An 18,080-nucleotide genomic window follows, 5' to 3' on the forward strand; every position below is an offset into this window, starting at 1 on the left:
TTCAAAAAAGTTTCATTTGTATGAAATGGATCTGCCCCTAGAGTGAGACTCATAGGGTATGCAGCTATTTGAAGTGTGGGGGAAGACATGTTGCGCAAGAGAATTTTGACCGGCATGGCTGCCGGTCTGCTGGGGTTGTTGCTGTCCGGCTGTAACGATGGCGGGACCAGCCGGACGGTTACCCTGATTTCAGGATCCGAGAATAAATCCCTGTTTCCAATCGTGCAGGATTTTGCGGATCAGCAGGGCATCGACCTTGAAATCAAGGGGCGCGGTTCGGTTGATATCATGCTCGATATCCGAAAAGGAACCCGGGCCGAGGCGGATATCGTCTGGCCGGCGGCATCTTTGTGGCTGGAGCTAGGCGATCTGGCGCGGGTCGTGAAACATGAAAAATCGATCATGCGCTCTCCCGTTGTTTTCTGGGTTAAGAAAAATAAAGCGGAAACACTTGGCTGGACGGGCAGGGATGTCACCATGGCTGATATCGTATCGGCGGCGGAAGGCGGCCTGACCTTCGGCATGACGTCTGCCACCCAGTCCAATTCCGGGGCGATGGCCTATTTTGCGATGTTGTCGGCGGCGGCCGGCCGTCCCAATGTGCTGACAGAGGCGCATGTGAATGACCCGGCGGTGAAATCCCGTGTAGCTGAATTGCTCAAGGGGGTCGATCGCACTTCCGGTTCCTCCGGCTGGCTTGGTGATCTGTATCTGGAACATCCGGGTGCCATGGATGCGATGTTCAATTATGAAGCGGTCGGCATTGAGGTGAACCAAGCCCTTGAACGCGCCGGCGGTGAACCGCTTTGTGCGATTTATCCGGCCGATGGTCTGGCGATAGCGGATTCCCCGCTTGCCTATGTGGATAAAGGCGACAGTGATGATGATCAGGCGATCGAGGCATTTTTTCTGAAGCTTCAGGAACATCTTCTGTCCGATAAGGTTCAGGCTAAACTGGCGGCATCCGGCCGCCGGGTCGGGCCGCTGGGGCTTTCTTCTTCCACTCTCAGCGACACAGTGTTCCGTAAAGATTGGTGCATTGATACCGGGCGGGCCATTACCGCCCTGACCATTCCCGAGCAATCCGTGATTGAGGCCGCATTGCGGGTGTATCAAGGGGAAACCCGCCGTCCTTCCGAAATTGTTTTCCTGCTGGATTATTCCGGTTCCATGACCGGTGACGGCAACCACCAATTGGTGGAGGCCCTTTCCAATCTGCTGTTGGAAGTGAAATCCAAGACATTTTTCCTGGAGACCACGGCGGATGACATATTTTATGCGGTACCCTTTAATGACAGCCCGTTGGCCATCTGGAAAGCGACGGGGAATTCCGCGACATCCCTTGAACAGATGTTCCGGCAGATCGAGGAATATAAGCCCAATGGCGGCACGGATATTTATGCAGCGTCCGCACGCGGCCTGACAATCTTGAATGAATCCGGTCACGGCGACACCCATAGCCAAATGATTCTGTTGCTGACCGACGGCCAATCCCAAGGGGCGCCGTCCATGGTGCTGGAGCGGCTGTCGCCGGATCCGGCGGCAAACAAGCCGATCTTCTCCATCCTGTTCGGGCAGGCCTCTGAAACCCAGGTAGAGCAATTGGCCAAAGCCAGTGCCGCCCGAGTGTTTGACGGGCGTAAGGGGCTGGTGGATGCGTTCCGCAATGCCCGGGGATATGCAAACTGATGACAGATGGTCTGAAAGACACGGTCCGTGTTGCTCTGGCTGTCACCATGGCGGCAGTTGTCGGAGTGGTCTTGTATTTTGCCACACAACTGCATGAGTGGGTTGTGATTGCTGCGGCGTTGGCGGCTTTTGTCGTTATGATTCTGGTTGTGCCGAAACAACGGGAAGATCATGAAGTTATGATCGCCCCTGGGGTCAGTCTGGCGGATCAGAAAAAGGTGACCGGTGAAGGGGGGCATATCCTGGGCAGGGTGCGTGATGCGCATGATGCCATACCGGTCGCGGATGAAGCGCATCTGCGCGTGGCCGGGATCATGGATGTGCTGGTATCCATCTACCGGCATTTCAATGAAGACCCTGCCGAGATCCTTACAACAGCCCGGTTCCGCGAACAGCATGTGAATAAGGCGGTGGAACTGGTCGAGGTTTATTCCAGGCTGGTGACCGACCCCTTATTGGATGAGAGCGGGCGCGCCTATATCGATCGCTGCCGGGAACGGTTTGCGGGGATTGAGGCCGCCTTCGCTGCGCAGTATAACGCCATGCTGCGCCATGATGTATCGGCCCTGGAACAGGCCGGCCGCAATCTGGAAACGTCGCTGCGGTTAGAGCATGGATTGGAAAAAGTCGCGGCCAAGGCGCTGCGCAAGGAGGCTGTATCATGAAGAATATTGTTATCGGCGTGGTTGCTCTGCTGGTCATTGTTGGCGGCGTGATTGCGGTGGATCGAATGGGGGGCGATATTCTCAAGCGGGCCGACCGTCCGGATGATGTCACCATCACGGCGCTGGTCGGTGGGGAAAAAATCGAATTTCTCCGCAATGAAGGGATCCTGAAGATCCTCGATCAGCGGTATGGCATCACTCTGGATGCGCGGAAGGCCGGTTCCATTGCCATGGTGACGGACAAGCCCGCGGGGGATATCGACGCGCTCTGGCCATCCAACGAAGTGGCGGCGGAAATATACAATAACCGGCATGGCAAGCCTGTGGCGGACGAGCTGATCTTCAACTCTCCGATCGTGATGTATACCTGGAAGCCGATTGCTGAAGCGTTGATCCAGCAGGGCATTGTCGAGAAACAGGACAATGTCTTTTACGTGGTGGATACCCAGGCCATGATCCAATTGGTTCTGGCAAAAAAAGACTGGAAGGAAATTGGCGTGAAGGCCCTATGGGGTAAGGTTGCCGTTCAATCCACCAATCCTGCCAAGTCCAATTCCGGCAATATGTTTTCCGGCCTTATTGCCAATATGCTGTCGGGCGGGCGTGTGGCCGGTCTGCAGGATGTGGCAACACATGGACCCACGATCCAATCGTTCTTCAAGTCTCTCGGCCATATGGAGCATTCTTCGGGGGATATTTTCCGGAAATACCTGGATACCGGGATTGGTGCCAAACCGATCATCGTTGGTTATGAAAACCAGCTCGTGGAGTTTTTCATCGCCAATGAGCGCTATCGGGATCTGATCCGGAAGGAGGTCATCACCCTCTATCCGCAACCGACCATTTGGGCTTCACATCCGGTGATTGCGCTGAATACCAAGGGTAAGAGGCTGATTGAAGCGCTGTCAGACGAAGAGATCCAGGAAATTGCCTGGCGCGAACATGGTTTCCGCTCGGGTTTGAAGGACCGCCTGACCGATACCAGTGCCGTTGAAATTGAAGGCCTACCGAAAACCATCACCAGCGTGATGCCGATGCCTGGCGCCGAAGCCATGGAAAAAATAATCAAGCTGATCGATCCGGATGCCTGAGGGTGTGCGGCTCAATATGAAGGGGAAGAGGGATGAGTGAGACTGCAATAAAAGGCGCAACCGATCTTGTGCCGGTGATGATGCCGGCGGAAGCGGTGATTTTTGAAGAAACGGAATTTTCAGAGGACGGTTGGAAACGGGTCCGGGACCTGGCCGAGATGGTAGACGCAACAGACTCAAACCTGTTGCTGACCTATGGGGCAAAACCGCAGCGCGAGGTTTCCGCTGTTTTTGACAGTCTGCTTCGAACGGTCCGCACAGAGGATGCAGGGGTTGGCGGTGATCTGGTGATTGCCCTGTCGCGCGGCATGGAAGAAGCCAAAATTAGGGAAATGCGAGCCGAGTTGGATCATGGCGGTTCGAGCTTTGCCTATTTCCTGAACCAGATCCCGCTGATCGGGCCGTGGATTGCCCGTCAGATATCCGCCTTTCTCTATTTCAAACATCGCAAGGATTTCATCATCAAGCATTTTGATGAAATGGAACGGCAGATTGCGGTCAAGAAGGATGAGTTGCTGGCGGCCAATACCCAACTGGATATGAATTACGAGGCGACGGAAAAGAACCTCCAGGATCTGAAGGTCTATATTGCCGCCGGTGAACAGGCCGGATTGCGCCTGGTGGCGGAATCGAAAATCCGCTTGGAACAGGCTCAGGCATCGAAGGATCCGGTGGTGGTCAATCAGTATCGGGACTTTCGCGGCAACGTGGAGTCTTTCCTGACCAGGATTGTTCGCCTGCATACGGCCTATGCCAATGCGGCCCAGAATTTGCCGCAGATCCGCCAGATCCAGGAAACCACCAAGATCGCCCTGGCGGACATTGTCGATACCCTGCTGGTGGATATCCCGCAGATGAAACAGGCAATCTTACAGTTGACCGCGCTGAGAACCATCAAGGATGCCAGGGTTGGCGCGGAAAAGCGTCGCGAGATCAGTCGTGAATTGCGGGAAATCACGGCCAATGCCGCCAACGACAGTTATCTGGAAGCCAAGGCCAGCCAGGGCCAGTTTGAAACCGAACTGGTGCTGCTGGAAACCATGGCGGCCAAATTGAAAGAAACCGAACAACAGGCCCGCCAGATCGAAAGCCAGAATGCTGCGGCACGTGAGGACGCCCATAAGCGTTTGCAGACCGTGACGCAGGAATTGGCTGAAATCCAAACTACGGTCTGAACCGGTCCGTCGAGAGTGGTATGATAAGGGGCGGTTCATTTCTGAACCGCCCCTTATCTGGTCTGGAGCAATCGGTCTTTACTGGCAACATCCTTAGATATCGCCTCGTCAAATCATCTGGCCTTGTATTAGCTTGACGGCGATAGGCATGCCTTCATCGAGGCGGCCATCTTTTCAATCAACTGCAGATACATATCGGCACCAGGTTGGATTGAGGCTCCCAAGGGATCAAGCGCACCGGTTTTTGCGTTCGTGCCTTCCAGAATCACCGAGACCAGTTTCGGATCGAATTGTGGTTCTGAAAACACACAGCCGGCTTTCAGAGATTTCACCTGTTTTTGGATCTCACGGATGCGTTCGGCGCCAGGGCGTACATCGGGATTAACCGTGATGGAGCCGGTGGCGTTCAGGCCAAAGCGTTTTTCAAAATATTGATAGGCGTCGTGGAACACCACAAACTCCTGGGTACGGACCGGCTCAAGCATGTGGGTTGCATCATGGATCAGTTGGTCCAGTTTTTCGCTCATCTGCTTGGCATTGGCTTCATAACGGGCGGCATTTCCCGGATCTGTGGCGACCAGGACTTCTTCTATCTCGTGAAGGAAGGCCTTGGCATTCACAGGATCCAGCCAGAGATGTGCATCGAATTCACCATGACCGTGATCGTCATGCTCATGTTCTTCATGTTTCTCATGGGCATGTTCGTCATGCTCATGTTCTTCATGTTTCTCATGGGCATGATCGTTATGCTCATGCTCTTCATGTTTCTCATGGGCATGCTCTTCATGCTCTTCATGTTTCTCATGGGCGTGTTCGTCATGGCCATGTTCTTCATGTTTCTCATGGGCATGTTTGTCATGCTCATGTTCTTCATGTTGCTCATGAGCATGGTCATCATGGTTATGGGCTTCAAACGCACCGCCCTCGCGGAAAGGCAGCTTGATCAGGCCGTGGCTCTCGATCAGTGCAACCGATTTTGCATTTCCGGCAATGCTGTTGATCGGCTTCTCCAGAAAGGCTTCCAATTGCGGGCCGACCCAGAAAATAATTTCTGCCTCTTGCAGGCTGGCCGCCTGGGACGGTTTCAGGCTGTAAGTATGGGGGGAGGAAGCACCTTCGATAATCAGTTCCGGCTCTCCTACCCCATCCATCACCGCCGCGACCAGGGAATGGACCGGTTTGATGGAGGTGATCACTTTCGGTTCCGCATAAGCGGTTGTTGCGGTCAAAGCCAAACTGGTTGCCGTGATCAGCAAGCTGCGGAACGGGTTCATAATTTTATCTCCAAGCGGGATGTGATGTTATTATGTAACGTTATTGCGTAACGGTATAACGTATGTCATAACCGCAGGCAATAATGGAAATGCATTTTCTGGAGTATCCGGGTTGAAGGAGTTAACCCCCCTGGTATCCCTGTCTTCGGCGGGGATCGAGCGTGCGGGCAGGTGGCTTGTGCGCAATGTCGATCTGACGGTGCGGCCGGGAGAAATCGTCACGTTGATCGGTCCGAACGGATCGGGCAAATCCACCACGGCGAAAATGGCGTTGGGGGTTTTGCGCCCGGATGAAGGCGCTGTAGAGCGCAAATCAAAGCTGCGGGTCGGTTATGTGCCACAAAAAGTGGCGGTCGATTGGACCTTGCCGCTGACCGTTGAACGGTTCATGCATCTGACCGGGCGTATTCCAGTGGCAGAATTGGATAACGCGTTGGCTCGGACCAATATCAGCCATCTGCGCCAAGCCGAGGTCCGGGTCTTGTCCGGTGGCGAGTTTCAGCGCGCCATGCTGGCCAGGGCGATTGCCCGCAAACCGGATCTTCTGGTGCTGGACGAGCCGGTGCAGGGAGTCGATTATTCCGGCGAGATTGCACTTTATGAGCTGATTGGCAGCATCCGGCAGGAGCTGGGTTGCGGAATCCTAATGATTTCCCATGATTTGCATGTGGTGATGGCGGCAACGGATCAGGTGGTGTGCTTGAATGGGCATGTTTGCTGTCAGGGCGCGCCGACCACGGTGGCGGCCAGTCCGGAATATCAGCGATTGTTCGGGACCCACAGCGCCTCGGCCATCGCAGTATACGAACATCATCACGATCACACCCACCTGCCCGACGGACGGGTGCGCCACGCAGATGGCAGCATCACTGAACATTGCCATCATGAAGATGGTCATCATGATCATGACAGCGATCATCAAAAGGATCCGGAGGTGATGGCGGGGGAAGAGAAAACAGAGAAGGGGCAGGCCGGTCATGCTGGATGATTTCTTTGTCCGTGCGCTGGTTGCCGGCGTAGGGGTGGCTGTGGTTGCCGGGCCGCTCGGCTGTTTCATTGTCTGGCGGCGGCTTGCCTATTTCGGAGATACGCTTTCCCATGCGGCGTTGCTGGGGGTGGCGATGGCGTTCCTGCTGGAAATGAATATCACTTTGGCGGTCTTTATTGTCTCGGCTGTTGTTTCCGTGACGTTGCTGCTGTTACAGCGCCGGGCGACCTTATCCTCAGATTCGCTTTTGGGGCTTTTGGCCCATTCCTCCCTGGCGTTAGGGTTGGTGGTTCTGGCCTTCATGACCTGGGTCCGAATTGATCTGATGGGATTCCTGTTTGGTGACATTCTGGCTGTATCGAAGCCAGATATTGCGGTCATATATGGTGGTGGCGCCTTGATTCTCCTTGTGCTGGCGCTGATCTGGAACCGGCTGTTTGCCGCGACCGTCAATCGGGAGCTTGCCGAGGCGGAAGGAATGAACCCGGACGGGGCGAATTTGGTCTTCATGCTGTTGATGGCGACTGTAATTGCCATAGCCATGAAGATCGTCGGCGTTTTGCTGATAACCGCGATGCTGATCATTCCGGCAGCAACCGCAAGACGTTTTGCGCAAGGGCCGGAACAGATGGCCGTTCTGGCTGCGGTGATCGGGGCTTTGTCGGTGACTGGCGGGCTTTATGGTTCATTGCAATGGGATACGCCATCGGGGCCGACGATTGTGGTGGCGGCCCTGGCCCTGTTTCTGCTAAGCCTGAGCGGGGCGGCGGCAAGGATCGCCCGTTTCACAACCAAGCAGGGGGAATGACTTCTCATGGCCGACCATAATCATGAGCTCCCCGAAATGACCAAAAACCAGGCTTTGGTTTATGGCGCGTTGAACAGTGCGCAGGCGCCATTGAGCGCCTATACCATTCTGGATCAACTGCGTGAAGAAGGTTTTCGGGCGCCGCTGCAGGTCTATCGTGCTTTGGATAAGCTGGTGGAGTTCGGCGTGGTTCATAAGCTGGAGAGCCTGAACGCCTTTGTTGCCTGTGCCCATCCAGACTGCTACAGCCATGAGACGGTCGCTTTCACGATCTGCGAGAAATGCGGTCAGGTGGCGGAAGTTAATGATGACAAACTAGGCGGGCGCCTCGAAAAGATCGCCGCAGCCGGTGACTTCGCTTTGAGGCGGTCTATTATTGAGCTGCGCGGCATCTGTGCCGTTTGTCGAGGCTGACGGCTGGATGTTTCTCTAGGAGGCAAGGCGGGCAAGGGCGTTGGCCAGTAGCCTGGCACCCGCTTCAATATCCCTCCAATTCGTATCTTCGAGCGGGGAATGGCTGACGCCGTTGATGCTTGGGACAAAGATCATGCCTGATGGTGCGAGATTGGCCATGAATTGACAATCATGCCCAGCCCCGCTGGGCATGGTTAATGAGCCCAGCGACAAATGATCGGCCTCATCCGCGAGCAACCGCTGGATATCCGGGTTGCACGGGACCGGGCTCAGCCAGCTTACCTGACGGATATCTAGCTGCAAATCGTGATGGCGTGCTATGTCAGACAATCTGCCGGCGCAAATTTCGGCGAGAGTCGTCATGATGTTTTCTTCCATATCCCTCAAGATCAGGGTGAAGGTGGCACGGCCCGGTATGGTGTGGGGATAATTGGGTTTCAACTCGACCTGGCCAATGGTCAGGCGGCTTTGGTCGCTGCCGGCCTGTTCAATGATCTGGGGTATGGCGCTGGCGAATTCGGCGAGCCCGGCAAAGGCATCGGCGCGCATGTCCATTGGTGTGGTGCCGGCATGATTAGACCGTCCGGACAAGGTGATGGAATAATTGGCGCAGCCGGAAATACCCTCTACGATCCCGACCGGTATATTTTTGCGATCGAGAACCGGTCCCTGTTCGATATGCAGCTCGATAAAGGCGCGGATTGGGGTTTGATATTTCAATTGCAAGGCTTGTCTGGCATCCAAGCCATGTTGTGCCATGGCATCTTTCAGCAAGGTGCCGCTGTCATCCTGTGTGGTTTCCAGCCAGTCCGGATCAATGGCCCCGGCAAGGGCCTGGCTGCCGAGCATGCCGCCGAAACGGCCCTCCTCCTCGGAAGTGGCGAGTATCTCGATCGGGAAACGGGGGGAGAAGCCTTGTTCCTTCAGGGAACGGACCGCTTCAAGCCCCGCCAGCACGCCCAATGTGCCGTCAAAACGACCGCCATTGGGCACGGTGTCAAGATGAGAGCCGGTCATGACAACCGGCGCGTTGCTGGCGGGCCAGAGCCCGAAGACATTGCCGACCGCGTCCATGCGCGTCGACAGACCGGCTTTTTCCATCTCGGCCATTAGCCAGCGACGCCCTTCCATATCGGCATCTGAAAAGCTGGTGCGGCTGATGCCGCCGGTTTCGGCAATACAGCCAAACGTATTCAGTCCGTCCAGATCGTCACGCAGACGATCGACATTGACGTGGAATTTTTCAGGCAGCCGGTTTACGGGCTGCGCCACACTTTCTAAGGTGGAATCGGTTTGTATTGAGTCCATCAGTGGTTACATTCGTCATAATTATAATGATAAATATTGAATAATTTCTATTTATCATTATAAAAATGGATCGAACAACAGATAAATTCACTTTGGAGCAGGGGAAAACAATGAGACGATTATCTCGAATGCTCACCGCGGCATGGCTGGGAATGCTGGCCGTCCTGGGCATGACATCCGTCGGCGCGGTCGCGCAGACACCACCGAACGTCCTGATCGTGGGGCAGATCGCCGAACCGAAATCGCTGGATCCGCACGCGGTTACAGCGGTCAATGATTTCCGCATTCTGATGAATGTCTATGACGGTCTGGTGCGTTACAAGGACGGCACCTTGCAGGTCGAACCTGCCCTGGCCGAATCCTGGACCATCAGCGAGGATGGCAAGACCTATACCTTTAAGCTGCGCGATGGGGTCAAATTCCATGACGGTTCCGCGCTGACCGCGGAGGCGGTGAAGTTTAATTTTGACCGGATGTTGGATGAAAACCATCCCTATCATGAGACCGGCCCGTTCCCGCTGTCGTTTTTCTTCAGCACAATTGAAAATGTGACGGCCAAAGATGCGCTGACGGTCGAGTTCCAGTTGAGCGCGCCTTATGCGCCTTTTCTGTCGAACCTGGCCTATCCGACGGGTTTGATCGTCTCACCTGAGATGGTGAAACAGCATGGCAAGGATTTTGGCCGCAACCCTTCCGGCACCGGTGCTTTTAAATTTGCCGAATGGGAGAGCAATGCCAAGGTTGTTGTGGTGCGCAATGATGATTATTGGGATGGTGCGCCGAAGCTGGAAGCCGTGGTTTACCGTCCGATCACCGATGCCAATACCCGGGTTGCCGAAATGCTGTCCGGCGGGATCGATATGATGGTTGAGGTACCACCCGACAATGTGGCGACCTTTGCCGATGATGCAACCTTCCTGATGCATGAACAGGCAGGCCCGCATGTCTGGTTCCTGATCCTGAATGCTAAAGAAGGCCCGTTGGCGGATAAACGTGTCCGTCAGGCGGTGAATTATGCGATCGACAAAACAGCGCTGGTGAATAATGTCTTGCAGGGAACCGCGGAAGTTGCGGCCGGTCCTACCCCGCCTGCGTTTTCCTGGGCCTATAACGACAGTTTGCAGCCCTATCCCTATGATCCGGAAAAAGCCAAAAGCCTGATCAAGGAAGCCGGCCATGATGGCGCGGAGCTGACATTTTATGTGACCGAAGGCGGTTCCGGCATGTTGGACCCCATCCCGATGGGAGCGGCGATCCAGGCGGATCTGGCGAAGGTCGGTCTGAATGTGAAGATCGAGACCTATGAATGGAATACTTTCCTCGGCAAGGTGAACCCGGGGTTGGAAGGCAAAGCGGATATGGCGGAAATGGCCTGGATGACCAATGATCCGGACACGCTGCCCTATCTGGCGTTGCGCACCGATGCCTGGCCGGACAAAGGGGGTTTCAACTCCGGTTATTATTCCAATCCGAAGGTTGATGAGCTGCTGGAAGCGGCAAGAAGCTCCACGGATCAGGCCGAACGGGCTAAGCTTTATAAGCAGATGCAGGAAATCGTCCGCGAAGATGCCCCCTGGGCCTTCATCGCAAACTGGAAACAGAATGCGGCCACAAGCAGCCGCGTGGAGGGCTTTGCCTTGCAGCCGTCCTTTTTCCTGATCCTGCGGGATGTAACCAAGAACTGAATTGGGGGGAAGAGGCCTTCGGCGCGATTGTGCCGGAGGCCTTTTCTAACAGGGGCCGATGTCCAGTTACATAGCCAAACGGCTGTTATATGCCGTGCCCGTTCTCTTCGGGCTAACCATCATCGTTTTTCTGATCATGGCCATGATCCCCGGAGATCCGGCAACGGCGATTTTGGGGTCTTATGCGACCCCGGAAAATGTCGAACGGCTGAACCGGCAGCTGGGGCTGGATAAGTCCCTGGCGGAACAATATTGGATCTGGCTGGGGAATATGTTGCAGGGTGATTTTGGTCGCTCCTACAGCCTGAATCGGCCGGTGCTGGATGAAGTGCTGGAGCGGTTTGGCGCGACGCTTATCCTGGCGGGTTCTGCGCTTCTTCTATGTTCCATTCTGGGCCTATTGGCGGGTGTTTATTCCGCCGTGCGCCAATTTGGCTGGGGCGACCGGCTGATTACCCTATTTGTTCTGATCGGTATTTCCCTGCCATCCTTTTGGTTGGGGCTATTATTGATCTTGCTGTTTGCGGTTGAGTGGAAACTGCTTCCGGCCAGTGGCATGTATGCAATTTATGGCGGTGGGGATCTGCCGGATCTGATCGCGCATCTGACCTTGCCGGCCATTACGCTATCTGTTGTGGCGACGGGCGTGATCGCACGGCTGACCCGGGCTTCCATGCTTGAAATCCTGCGCCAGGATTATATCCGAACCGCCCGGGCAAAAGGGCTGGGCGAACGCCGGGTGATCGCCCGTCATGCTTTTAAATCCGCGCTGGTCAGTGTTATCCCGGTGATAGGGATCCAGGCCGGATTTGTGCTGGGCGGGGCGGTCTATATCGAAACCGTTTTCCAATGGCCCGGTATCGGCCGGATGCTGGTTCAGGCGATCGCCACCCGCGATATCCTGTTGGTTCAAGGTGGGGTGCTGATCGTCGCGGCAAGTTATGTTCTGTTCAATCTGCTGGCGGATGTTTTGCAACATAAGCTGGATCCGAGGCTGAAAACATGAGTGGCAAACAAAAAAATTCCGGCCGACCGACGGCCTGGCGTTTGTTCGTGAACAACCGGCTGGCCCTTTCCGGTTTAGTGATCCTGTCGGTCATAATTCTGCTGGCCCTTTTGGCACCTATTCTGCCGCTTGCTTCACCCGATGAGACGGCCCCGGCTCAACGGTTGATCCGCCCTTTGGGGGATGGCTATCTGCTGGGCAGTGATCATCTGGGACGGGATCTCCTATCCAGGCTTCTCTGGGGGACGCAGGTTAGTATCGCGGTCGGGCTGTCGGCCACCATTGTTGCTGCTTTTTTTGGTTCCCTGATCGGCCTGGTTGCGGGTTATGCCGGGGGCAAGGTGGACAATAGCCTGATGCGGGGCATCGATATGGTGATGGCCTTCCCCTATATCCTGCTGGCTTTGGCCATTGTTGCGGCTTTGGGGCCGGGTTTGATGAATGCGCTTTATGCCATCGCGGTCGTCAATATCCCCTTCTTTGCCAGGAACATCCGGGGGGTGACTCTGGGCCTGGCGCGCCGTGAATTTGTCGATGCGGCCAGGCTTTCCGGCAAAGGGCATATCCGCATTTTGCTGACCGAAATTCTGCCCAATGTTTTACCGACCATCGTGATCACCATGTCGACCACGGTGGGATGGATGATCCTGGAAACGGCGGGTTTGAGCTTTTTGGGCCTTGGTGCGCAACCGCCGCAGGCGGATCTGGGTTCCATGTTGGGTGAGGGGCGCAAGCTGCTGTTCACCGCACCGCATGTGTCGATCATACCGGGGCTGATGATCTTTTTGCTGGTGATGAGCATCAACCTGATGGGGGACGGCATCCGCGATGTGCTGGATCCCAGGCTGAAATCGGGCGCTCTGAGTCGGCCCATGGCCAAGACGGAAGACGCCAGGAATATTACTCCTGGCAACCGGGATCAGAAAACCGGCACGGCGATGGAAGTCATGAATTTGCGCACTGAGTTTCAGGTCGGGCAGGAAATCTACAAAGCCGTTGGTGGTGTGTCTTTTGATCTGAGGCCGGGAGAGTGTTTGGGGCTGGTTGGTGAATCAGGTTCCGGAAAATCTGTAACCGCCATGTCCCTGTTGGGGCTGGTGCCGACACCGCCGGGCAGGATTGCCGGTGGCGAGGTTCGCTATGAAGGGGAAGATCTGCTGGGCGCATCGCTCTCCCGGTTGCAATCCCTGCGTGGCGGTAAAATTGCCTATGTGTTCCAGGATCCGCTCTCGACCCTGCATCCGCTGTTCACGGTGGGGGACCAGATCTGTGAGGCCATCCGCGCGCATCAGCCGCTAGGCCGGGCGGAAGCCTGGAAGCGGGCGGTCGAACTGTTGAACAAAGTACGCATTCCCAATGCGGAACGGCGGGCCCATGATTACCCCCACCAAATGTCGGGTGGCATGCGCCAGCGGGTCGGCATTGCCATGGCGCTGGCCAATGATGCCGAAATCCTGGTGGCGGATGAGCCGACCACGGCCCTGGATGTTACCGTTCAGGCGCAGGTGCTGAAACTGTTGAAGGAATTGCAGCGGGAAAGTGATGCGGCGCTCTTGTTCATCACCCATGATTTTGGTGTGGTGTCTGAAATCTGTGACCGGGTGGCCGTTATGTATGCGGGACGGATTGTCGAGGTTGGCAGCACCGATCAGATCCTGACCCGGCCCGCCCATCCCTATACCCGGAAGCTGATTGATTGTGTGCCGGTGATGGGACGCCGGGAAAAACGGCTGGAGGCGATAGCGGGTCTGCCGCCGGTTGTGAACCGCCTGCCCGCGGGCTGTGCCTTCGCCGACCGGTGTGAGGCGGCGGATGACGATTGCCGGAAAGGAGAGCTGTTGCTGGAAGAAATGTCGGACAGGCACGCGGTGCGCTGTCGCAAGGCAAAGGAGGCTGCCTGATGGATGCGACAATATTGGAAGCGAAACAGCTGGTGCGCACTTTCGGGGGAGGGCGCACACTCTTTGGCCGGGAGAAACCGGGGGTTCATGCTGTCAGAGAGATGGAGTTGCAGGTCCGGCGGGGCGAGACGCTGGGGATTGTCGGGGAATCCGGATGTGGCAAATCCACGCTGGCCCGGATGCTTGTGGGGCTGGACAGTCCCACGTCCGGTGACATCTATCTGGAAGGCGCAGCCATGGATACCCAGTCCGCCCGTCAGCGGCATGACCTGGCCAAACGGATTCAGTATGTGTTTCAGGATCCTGTCAGCTCATTGAACCCGCGCAAGACCATCCGTGCTTCCCTGGAAGCGCCGATGATCCATCTTTTGGGGCTTGATCGTGATGCCCGGCGCCGAAGACTGGATGAATTGATGGATGCGGTCAATCTACGCCCGGAATTCCTGGATCGGTATCCGCATGAATTTTCCGGTGGTCAGGCGCAACGGATCGGTATCGCGCGTGCACTTGCCGCACAACCGGAAATCCTGGTGCTGGACGAACCTGTCTCGGCGCTTGATGTGTCCGTTCAGGCGCAGGTTTTGAACCTTCTGGCTGATTTGAAGGATAAATACGGCCTGACCTATATCTTCATCAGTCATGACCTTTCTGTGGTTGAAGCGGTTAGTGACCGGGTTATGGTGATGTATTTTGGTTCGGTGGTGGAACTGGCGGAGTCGGAAAGCCTGTTCCGGCAGCCCCGGCATCAATATACGAAGCTGCTTTTTGATTCCGTGCCGCTGCCGGGGAAAAGGGGTGTCCGGGGCGAAGACGGGTTGGCGGAACTGCCGGATCCGCTGAACCCGCCCAAGGGCTGCGCCTTTGCACCCCGTTGCGCTGAGGCCTCACAACAGTGTAGAGAGGCGATGCCACCGTTAAACCCGGTGGTGGATATTCAGCATTACACCGCCTGTTACCATCCTGTTGGTACCGGGCCCCAGGAAAGTCAAAATACGCGTGACCAGTGATAAAAACGACGGGTTGGAGCGGGGATCGCTTTCTGCGCCGCGCAAACCGCGTAAGCGCACCGACGAAATCTGTGACCGTATCAAGGACTGGATCGTCGAGCGGGATATGCAGCCCGGTGACCGATTGCCACAGGAACCGGATCTGATCCGGGAGTTTGAAGCGTCCAAGGGCACGGTGAGGGAATCACTGAAATCCTTGGAAACCCAGGGTTTGATTAAAACCCGTACCGGACCGGGTGGCGGGGCGTTTGTTGCCGATATCGACGGCGGTCGGGCGATGGAATTGCTCGCCAACTTCTTTTTTTTCCGCCAGCCAACCATCTCCGATATTTACCAGCTGCGCCGCCGCCTGGAACCGGACTTGGCCGTTAGTGTAATCGGTCTGTTGAAGGATGAGGATTTTAAGCGCTTGGAAGACACGTTGCGGCTCTATGATCATCCGCCGGAAAATCGGGGTGAAGAATATGAACAACGCCTCGCGGAGCTGGATTTCCATACGGTTTTGGCAGAATTATGCCCCAATCCCTTGTTGGGGTTCTTTTGCGGATTCCTGCAGAATCTTTTGCGCAACCAGACTGTTTGCCAGCATATCTATGAAAAACCCAATCCGGAATTGCGGCAGCATGCCCTGCATTATCAACTGCGCCTGCTTCAGGCATTGAAAGCTGGAAATGCGGAAGCCGCCCGTGAGATCATGTTTGAGCATATGTGTGCTGCCCAGGCCTATATGGAAAGCTGCGAGGCCGAGATGAAACGTGGTTTTCTGCGGGTAGGGGATAAGTGATTCCCAATTGAAACCGACAGGATTTATCAGTTTGTTAAAACCTCCGCCGTCATAATCGAGCGTGAGGAAAACACTGACTGAGGCAGAAATGACCATGGCGGCTGAATGCCTGCAAGCGGCCCGGAAACTGGATATCCTTCATGAGGATAACCGGTTATTCATGGAAAAATGGTTTGCCCTTCGCGGGAGGCGTATCATGCCGGATAAATCGGCATTTCGTCCGGAAGAGGTACCCAAACTGCTCTCCAACCTTATCCTTCATGAATTGGAGGCGCCGGATCGGATCCGGATCCGTCTTGTCGGCACACGGTTGGTGGAAAAATACGGTGGGGATGTCACCGGTCGGAACTACCTGGAATTCGTGGCTCCCGACCGGCAGGAGAAAGCGTCAGAGGCCTTGTGGCTGATGGGCCATCATCCAGTTGGCATGCGGGTTATCCTCCTGCAGAAGCAGTCCAGCGGACGGACGATCTATTCGGAGGCGATGGGCTTTCCATTTGAGGATAAGATTTCAGGCCATAGAATGTTACTGTTTCACAGCAACCTGATTGATTCGGTCAAAATCCATGAGTTGATCGATGACCAGCTCCTGAAATTCAATGTCGCACGGCGCGATTTCATCGATATCGGCAATGGTATCCCGGATTTCTCGGACTGAGTGCGGTTGCAAACCAAACCATCCGCTATCCTTCACGCATTAGACAAAAGGCTTAAGCCGCAGACGGGATTTAGACGCTTGCAAAAACCGTTCGGGACAAAGAATCTGTCAGGACGATCTGCGGTCATGATCCGAAACAGGGAAGGATAGAAATGTCGATGCGGACAGACTGGTCTGCCTATGCGCGGCTTTTTAAGACTAAACCCGACAAGCGGCGCTTAAATGTGCTGTTCCTTCCGCAGGCGGGCGGCGATACCAGCCTGTATAACCGCTGGCAGCCAGCATTATCGCCTCATATTCAGGTAATGCCGGTGCAATTGCCCGGGCGTGGTGCCCGGCTTGGCGAGGCGGGGCCGGACAACATGGATCAGGTCATGGAGCTACTTTTGCCGGCGATGCCGGCTTTTGAAGGCGCGCCCTATATCCTGTTCGGGTCCAGCATGGGCGGATGGATTGCCTATGAATTATGTCTGCAACTGATGGCGACGGGCCTGGCCAGGCCTGAGGCGTTGTTCATCTGCGCCTCCAATGATCCTTATGCCAAGAGGCGGCTGCCGGATCTCGAAGGAAAAGACCGTGCGCAGCAGGTCGCGGCACTGACGGCCTTTAATCCGGGCTTTGCCGAGGTTGCTGCCAGTGAGGAATTGCTGGATCTGCTGTTGCCGACCATCCAGTCCGATTTTCGCATCTGCCGCAGCTACCAGCCATCCAGCCGTGAAAGGACCCCGGTACCTGTACATGCCTTTGCCGGTGAGAGGGATCAGATTGTGCCGATGGAAAACATGACCGGTTGGCAACAGTTGGCGGCGGGCCCCTATCACCTGGATCAAGTGCCGGGTGATCATTTTTTCATTGAAGAGAAACCGGCGCTGATATGCGAACGGTTGATCCGGCATGCAGGGGTGTTGGCGCTTTCATGACGGGTTCAATCGGTCAATGGTACTTGCAACTGCGATCTCGTTGGCAGGCTCTGCAAGCCCGCCCCGAGATTGCCCTGCTGGCGGTGGTTCCTATCGAGGCGCCGGGACCGCCAGAGGGGCAGTTGCTGCCGGAAGAACAGGACCGGCGGGATCGCTATCGCTTTGACCGGGACCGGAATGCCTATGCCCATGGCCGTCTGCTGGTCCGCTGGTTATTGATGGGTGATGGAGAAACCCGGTCCTTTTCCGTTGGTGAGAATGGCAAACCTTTTCTGCCAGGCAGTGCAGAATTCAATATTTCCCACGGGGCCGGACTGGTTGCGGTGCTGTTCAGTCGCGCTGGCGCGGTGGGGGTGGATGTTGAGGCGCTCGCCAAGATGAAACGGCATGAAAATCTCCATGATATGGTCTGCCACCCCAATGAGCGGCAATGGATTGAAGAACAGGGGGCGGATAAGGGCAGGGAAGCCTTCCTGAAATGCTGGACCCGCAAGGAAGCACTGCTGAAAGCGACCGGACAGGGCATCTTAAATGATCTGCCTTCCCTGAATACCTGCCTTGATGATGATATGCCGGACACCCATCTGGCAAGCGGGCATCGGTTGCGGGATATGGCGTTGCCCTTTGATGGGGTTGGCTGCGCCATCGCCATTCCGGAGGGTGTCCGCGATGTTGAACTGGCCTGCCTGGATCTTGACTAGAAAGGT

The 18,080-nt window shown here is 55.8% G+C and carries 17 protein-coding genes; 15 read left to right on the forward strand and 2 right to left on the reverse strand.

Going from position 1 to position 18,080, the window contains the following annotated elements; genetic code table 11:
- Positions 1–87: 87 nt before the first annotated feature.
- The 4 genes from DFP90_RS19045 to DFP90_RS19060 are packed head-to-tail and all read left to right on the forward strand — an operon-like array spanning position 88 to position 4,620.
- Positions 88–1,689, forward strand: a complete 1,602-nt coding sequence (locus DFP90_RS19045; RefSeq protein WP_115938381.1) for a substrate-binding domain-containing protein — start codon at positions 88–90, stop codon at positions 1,687–1,689.
- Positions 1,689–2,354, forward strand: a complete 666-nt coding sequence (locus DFP90_RS19050; protein ID WP_115938383.1) for a 5-bromo-4-chloroindolyl phosphate hydrolysis family protein — start codon at positions 1,689–1,691, stop codon at positions 2,352–2,354. The genes DFP90_RS19045 and DFP90_RS19050 overlap by 1 nt, the downstream gene beginning before the upstream one ends.
- Positions 2,351–3,445, forward strand: a complete 1,095-nt coding sequence (locus tag DFP90_RS19055) for a hypothetical protein (RefSeq protein WP_115938385.1) — start codon at positions 2,351–2,353, stop codon at positions 3,443–3,445. Before DFP90_RS19050 ends, DFP90_RS19055 begins: the two co-directional genes overlap by 4 nt.
- 32 nt (positions 3,446–3,477) lie before the next feature.
- Positions 3,478–4,620: a toxic anion resistance protein gene (locus tag DFP90_RS19060; protein ID WP_115938387.1), complete on the forward strand. Its 1,143-nt coding sequence runs from the start codon at positions 3,478–3,480 to the stop codon at positions 4,618–4,620.
- Between the two features lie 128 nt (positions 4,621–4,748).
- On the opposite strand, the gene DFP90_RS19065 is transcribed toward DFP90_RS19060, so the two are convergent.
- Positions 4,749–5,894, reverse strand: a complete 1,146-nt coding sequence (locus tag DFP90_RS19065; protein ID WP_115938389.1) for a zinc ABC transporter substrate-binding protein — start codon at positions 5,892–5,894, stop codon at positions 4,749–4,751.
- Positions 5,895–6,006: 112 nt separating this feature from the next.
- On the opposite strand from DFP90_RS19065, the gene DFP90_RS19070 reads away from it, so the two are divergent.
- From DFP90_RS19070 to DFP90_RS19080, 3 genes are read left to right on the forward strand one after another with little or no spacing between them, the layout of a single operon-like run.
- Positions 6,007–6,882, forward strand: a complete 876-nt coding sequence (locus tag DFP90_RS19070; RefSeq protein WP_218044741.1) for an ATP-binding cassette domain-containing protein — start codon at positions 6,007–6,009, stop codon at positions 6,880–6,882.
- A complete protein-coding gene (locus tag DFP90_RS19075) occupies positions 6,872–7,690 on the forward strand; it encodes a metal ABC transporter permease (RefSeq protein WP_115938391.1) in 819 nt (272 codons plus the stop codon). Before DFP90_RS19070 ends, DFP90_RS19075 begins: the two co-directional genes overlap by 11 nt.
- A gap of 6 nt (positions 7,691–7,696) precedes the next feature.
- Entirely contained in the window at positions 7,697–8,104 is a 408-nt protein-coding gene (locus tag DFP90_RS19080) for a Fur family transcriptional regulator (RefSeq protein ID WP_115938393.1), read from the forward strand.
- Positions 8,105–8,119: 15 nt separating this feature from the next.
- Here the strand turns inward: DFP90_RS19080 and DFP90_RS19085 are convergent, their stop codons facing one another.
- Entirely contained in the window at positions 8,120–9,412 is a 1,293-nt protein-coding gene (locus tag DFP90_RS19085) for a Zn-dependent hydrolase (RefSeq protein WP_115938395.1), read from the reverse strand.
- Between the two features lie 110 nt (positions 9,413–9,522).
- Between DFP90_RS19085 and DFP90_RS19090 the strand changes: the two genes are divergently transcribed.
- The 8 genes from DFP90_RS19090 (at position 9,523) to DFP90_RS19125 (ending at position 18,074) form a co-directional block, all read left to right on the forward strand.
- Positions 9,523–11,097: an ABC transporter substrate-binding protein gene (locus DFP90_RS19090; RefSeq protein WP_218044742.1), complete on the forward strand. Its 1,575-nt coding sequence runs from the start codon at positions 9,523–9,525 to the stop codon at positions 11,095–11,097.
- A 58-nt stretch (positions 11,098–11,155) separates the two neighbouring features.
- Positions 11,156–12,103 (forward strand): ABC transporter permease, encoded by a 948-nt coding sequence (locus DFP90_RS19095; RefSeq protein WP_115938399.1) that lies wholly within the window; start codon positions 11,156–11,158, stop codon positions 12,101–12,103.
- Complete coding sequence (locus DFP90_RS19100) at positions 12,100–14,004, forward strand: dipeptide/oligopeptide/nickel ABC transporter permease/ATP-binding protein (RefSeq protein WP_115938401.1); 1,905 nt, start codon at positions 12,100–12,102, stop codon at positions 14,002–14,004. Before DFP90_RS19095 ends, DFP90_RS19100 begins: the two co-directional genes overlap by 4 nt.
- A complete protein-coding gene (locus DFP90_RS19105; RefSeq protein ID WP_115938403.1) occupies positions 14,004–15,011 on the forward strand; it encodes an ABC transporter ATP-binding protein in 1,008 nt (335 codons plus the stop codon). Before DFP90_RS19100 ends, DFP90_RS19105 begins: the two co-directional genes overlap by 1 nt.
- Positions 15,001–15,795 carry a FadR/GntR family transcriptional regulator gene (locus DFP90_RS19110; protein ID WP_218044743.1) on the forward strand — a complete coding sequence of 265 codons (795 nt, stop codon included), beginning with the start codon at positions 15,001–15,003 and terminating at the stop codon, positions 15,793–15,795. Before DFP90_RS19105 ends, DFP90_RS19110 begins: the two co-directional genes overlap by 11 nt.
- 88 nt (positions 15,796–15,883) lie before the next feature.
- Entirely contained in the window at positions 15,884–16,453 is a 570-nt protein-coding gene (locus DFP90_RS19115; protein WP_115938405.1) for a PAS domain-containing protein, read from the forward strand.
- Between the two features lie 152 nt (positions 16,454–16,605).
- Positions 16,606–17,373, forward strand: coding sequence for a thioesterase II family protein (locus DFP90_RS19120; RefSeq protein WP_115938407.1), 768 nt, complete (start codon positions 16,606–16,608; stop codon positions 17,371–17,373).
- Positions 17,370–18,074, forward strand: coding sequence for a 4'-phosphopantetheinyl transferase family protein (locus DFP90_RS19125; protein ID WP_181905459.1), 705 nt, complete (start codon positions 17,370–17,372; stop codon positions 18,072–18,074). Before DFP90_RS19120 ends, DFP90_RS19125 begins: the two co-directional genes overlap by 4 nt.
- Positions 18,075–18,080: the final 6 nt, after the last annotated feature.

The sequence above is a fragment of the Aestuariispira insulae genome (assembly GCF_003385955.1).
Classification (GTDB): Bacteria; Pseudomonadota; Alphaproteobacteria; order UBA8366; family Aestuariispiraceae; genus Aestuariispira; species Aestuariispira insulae.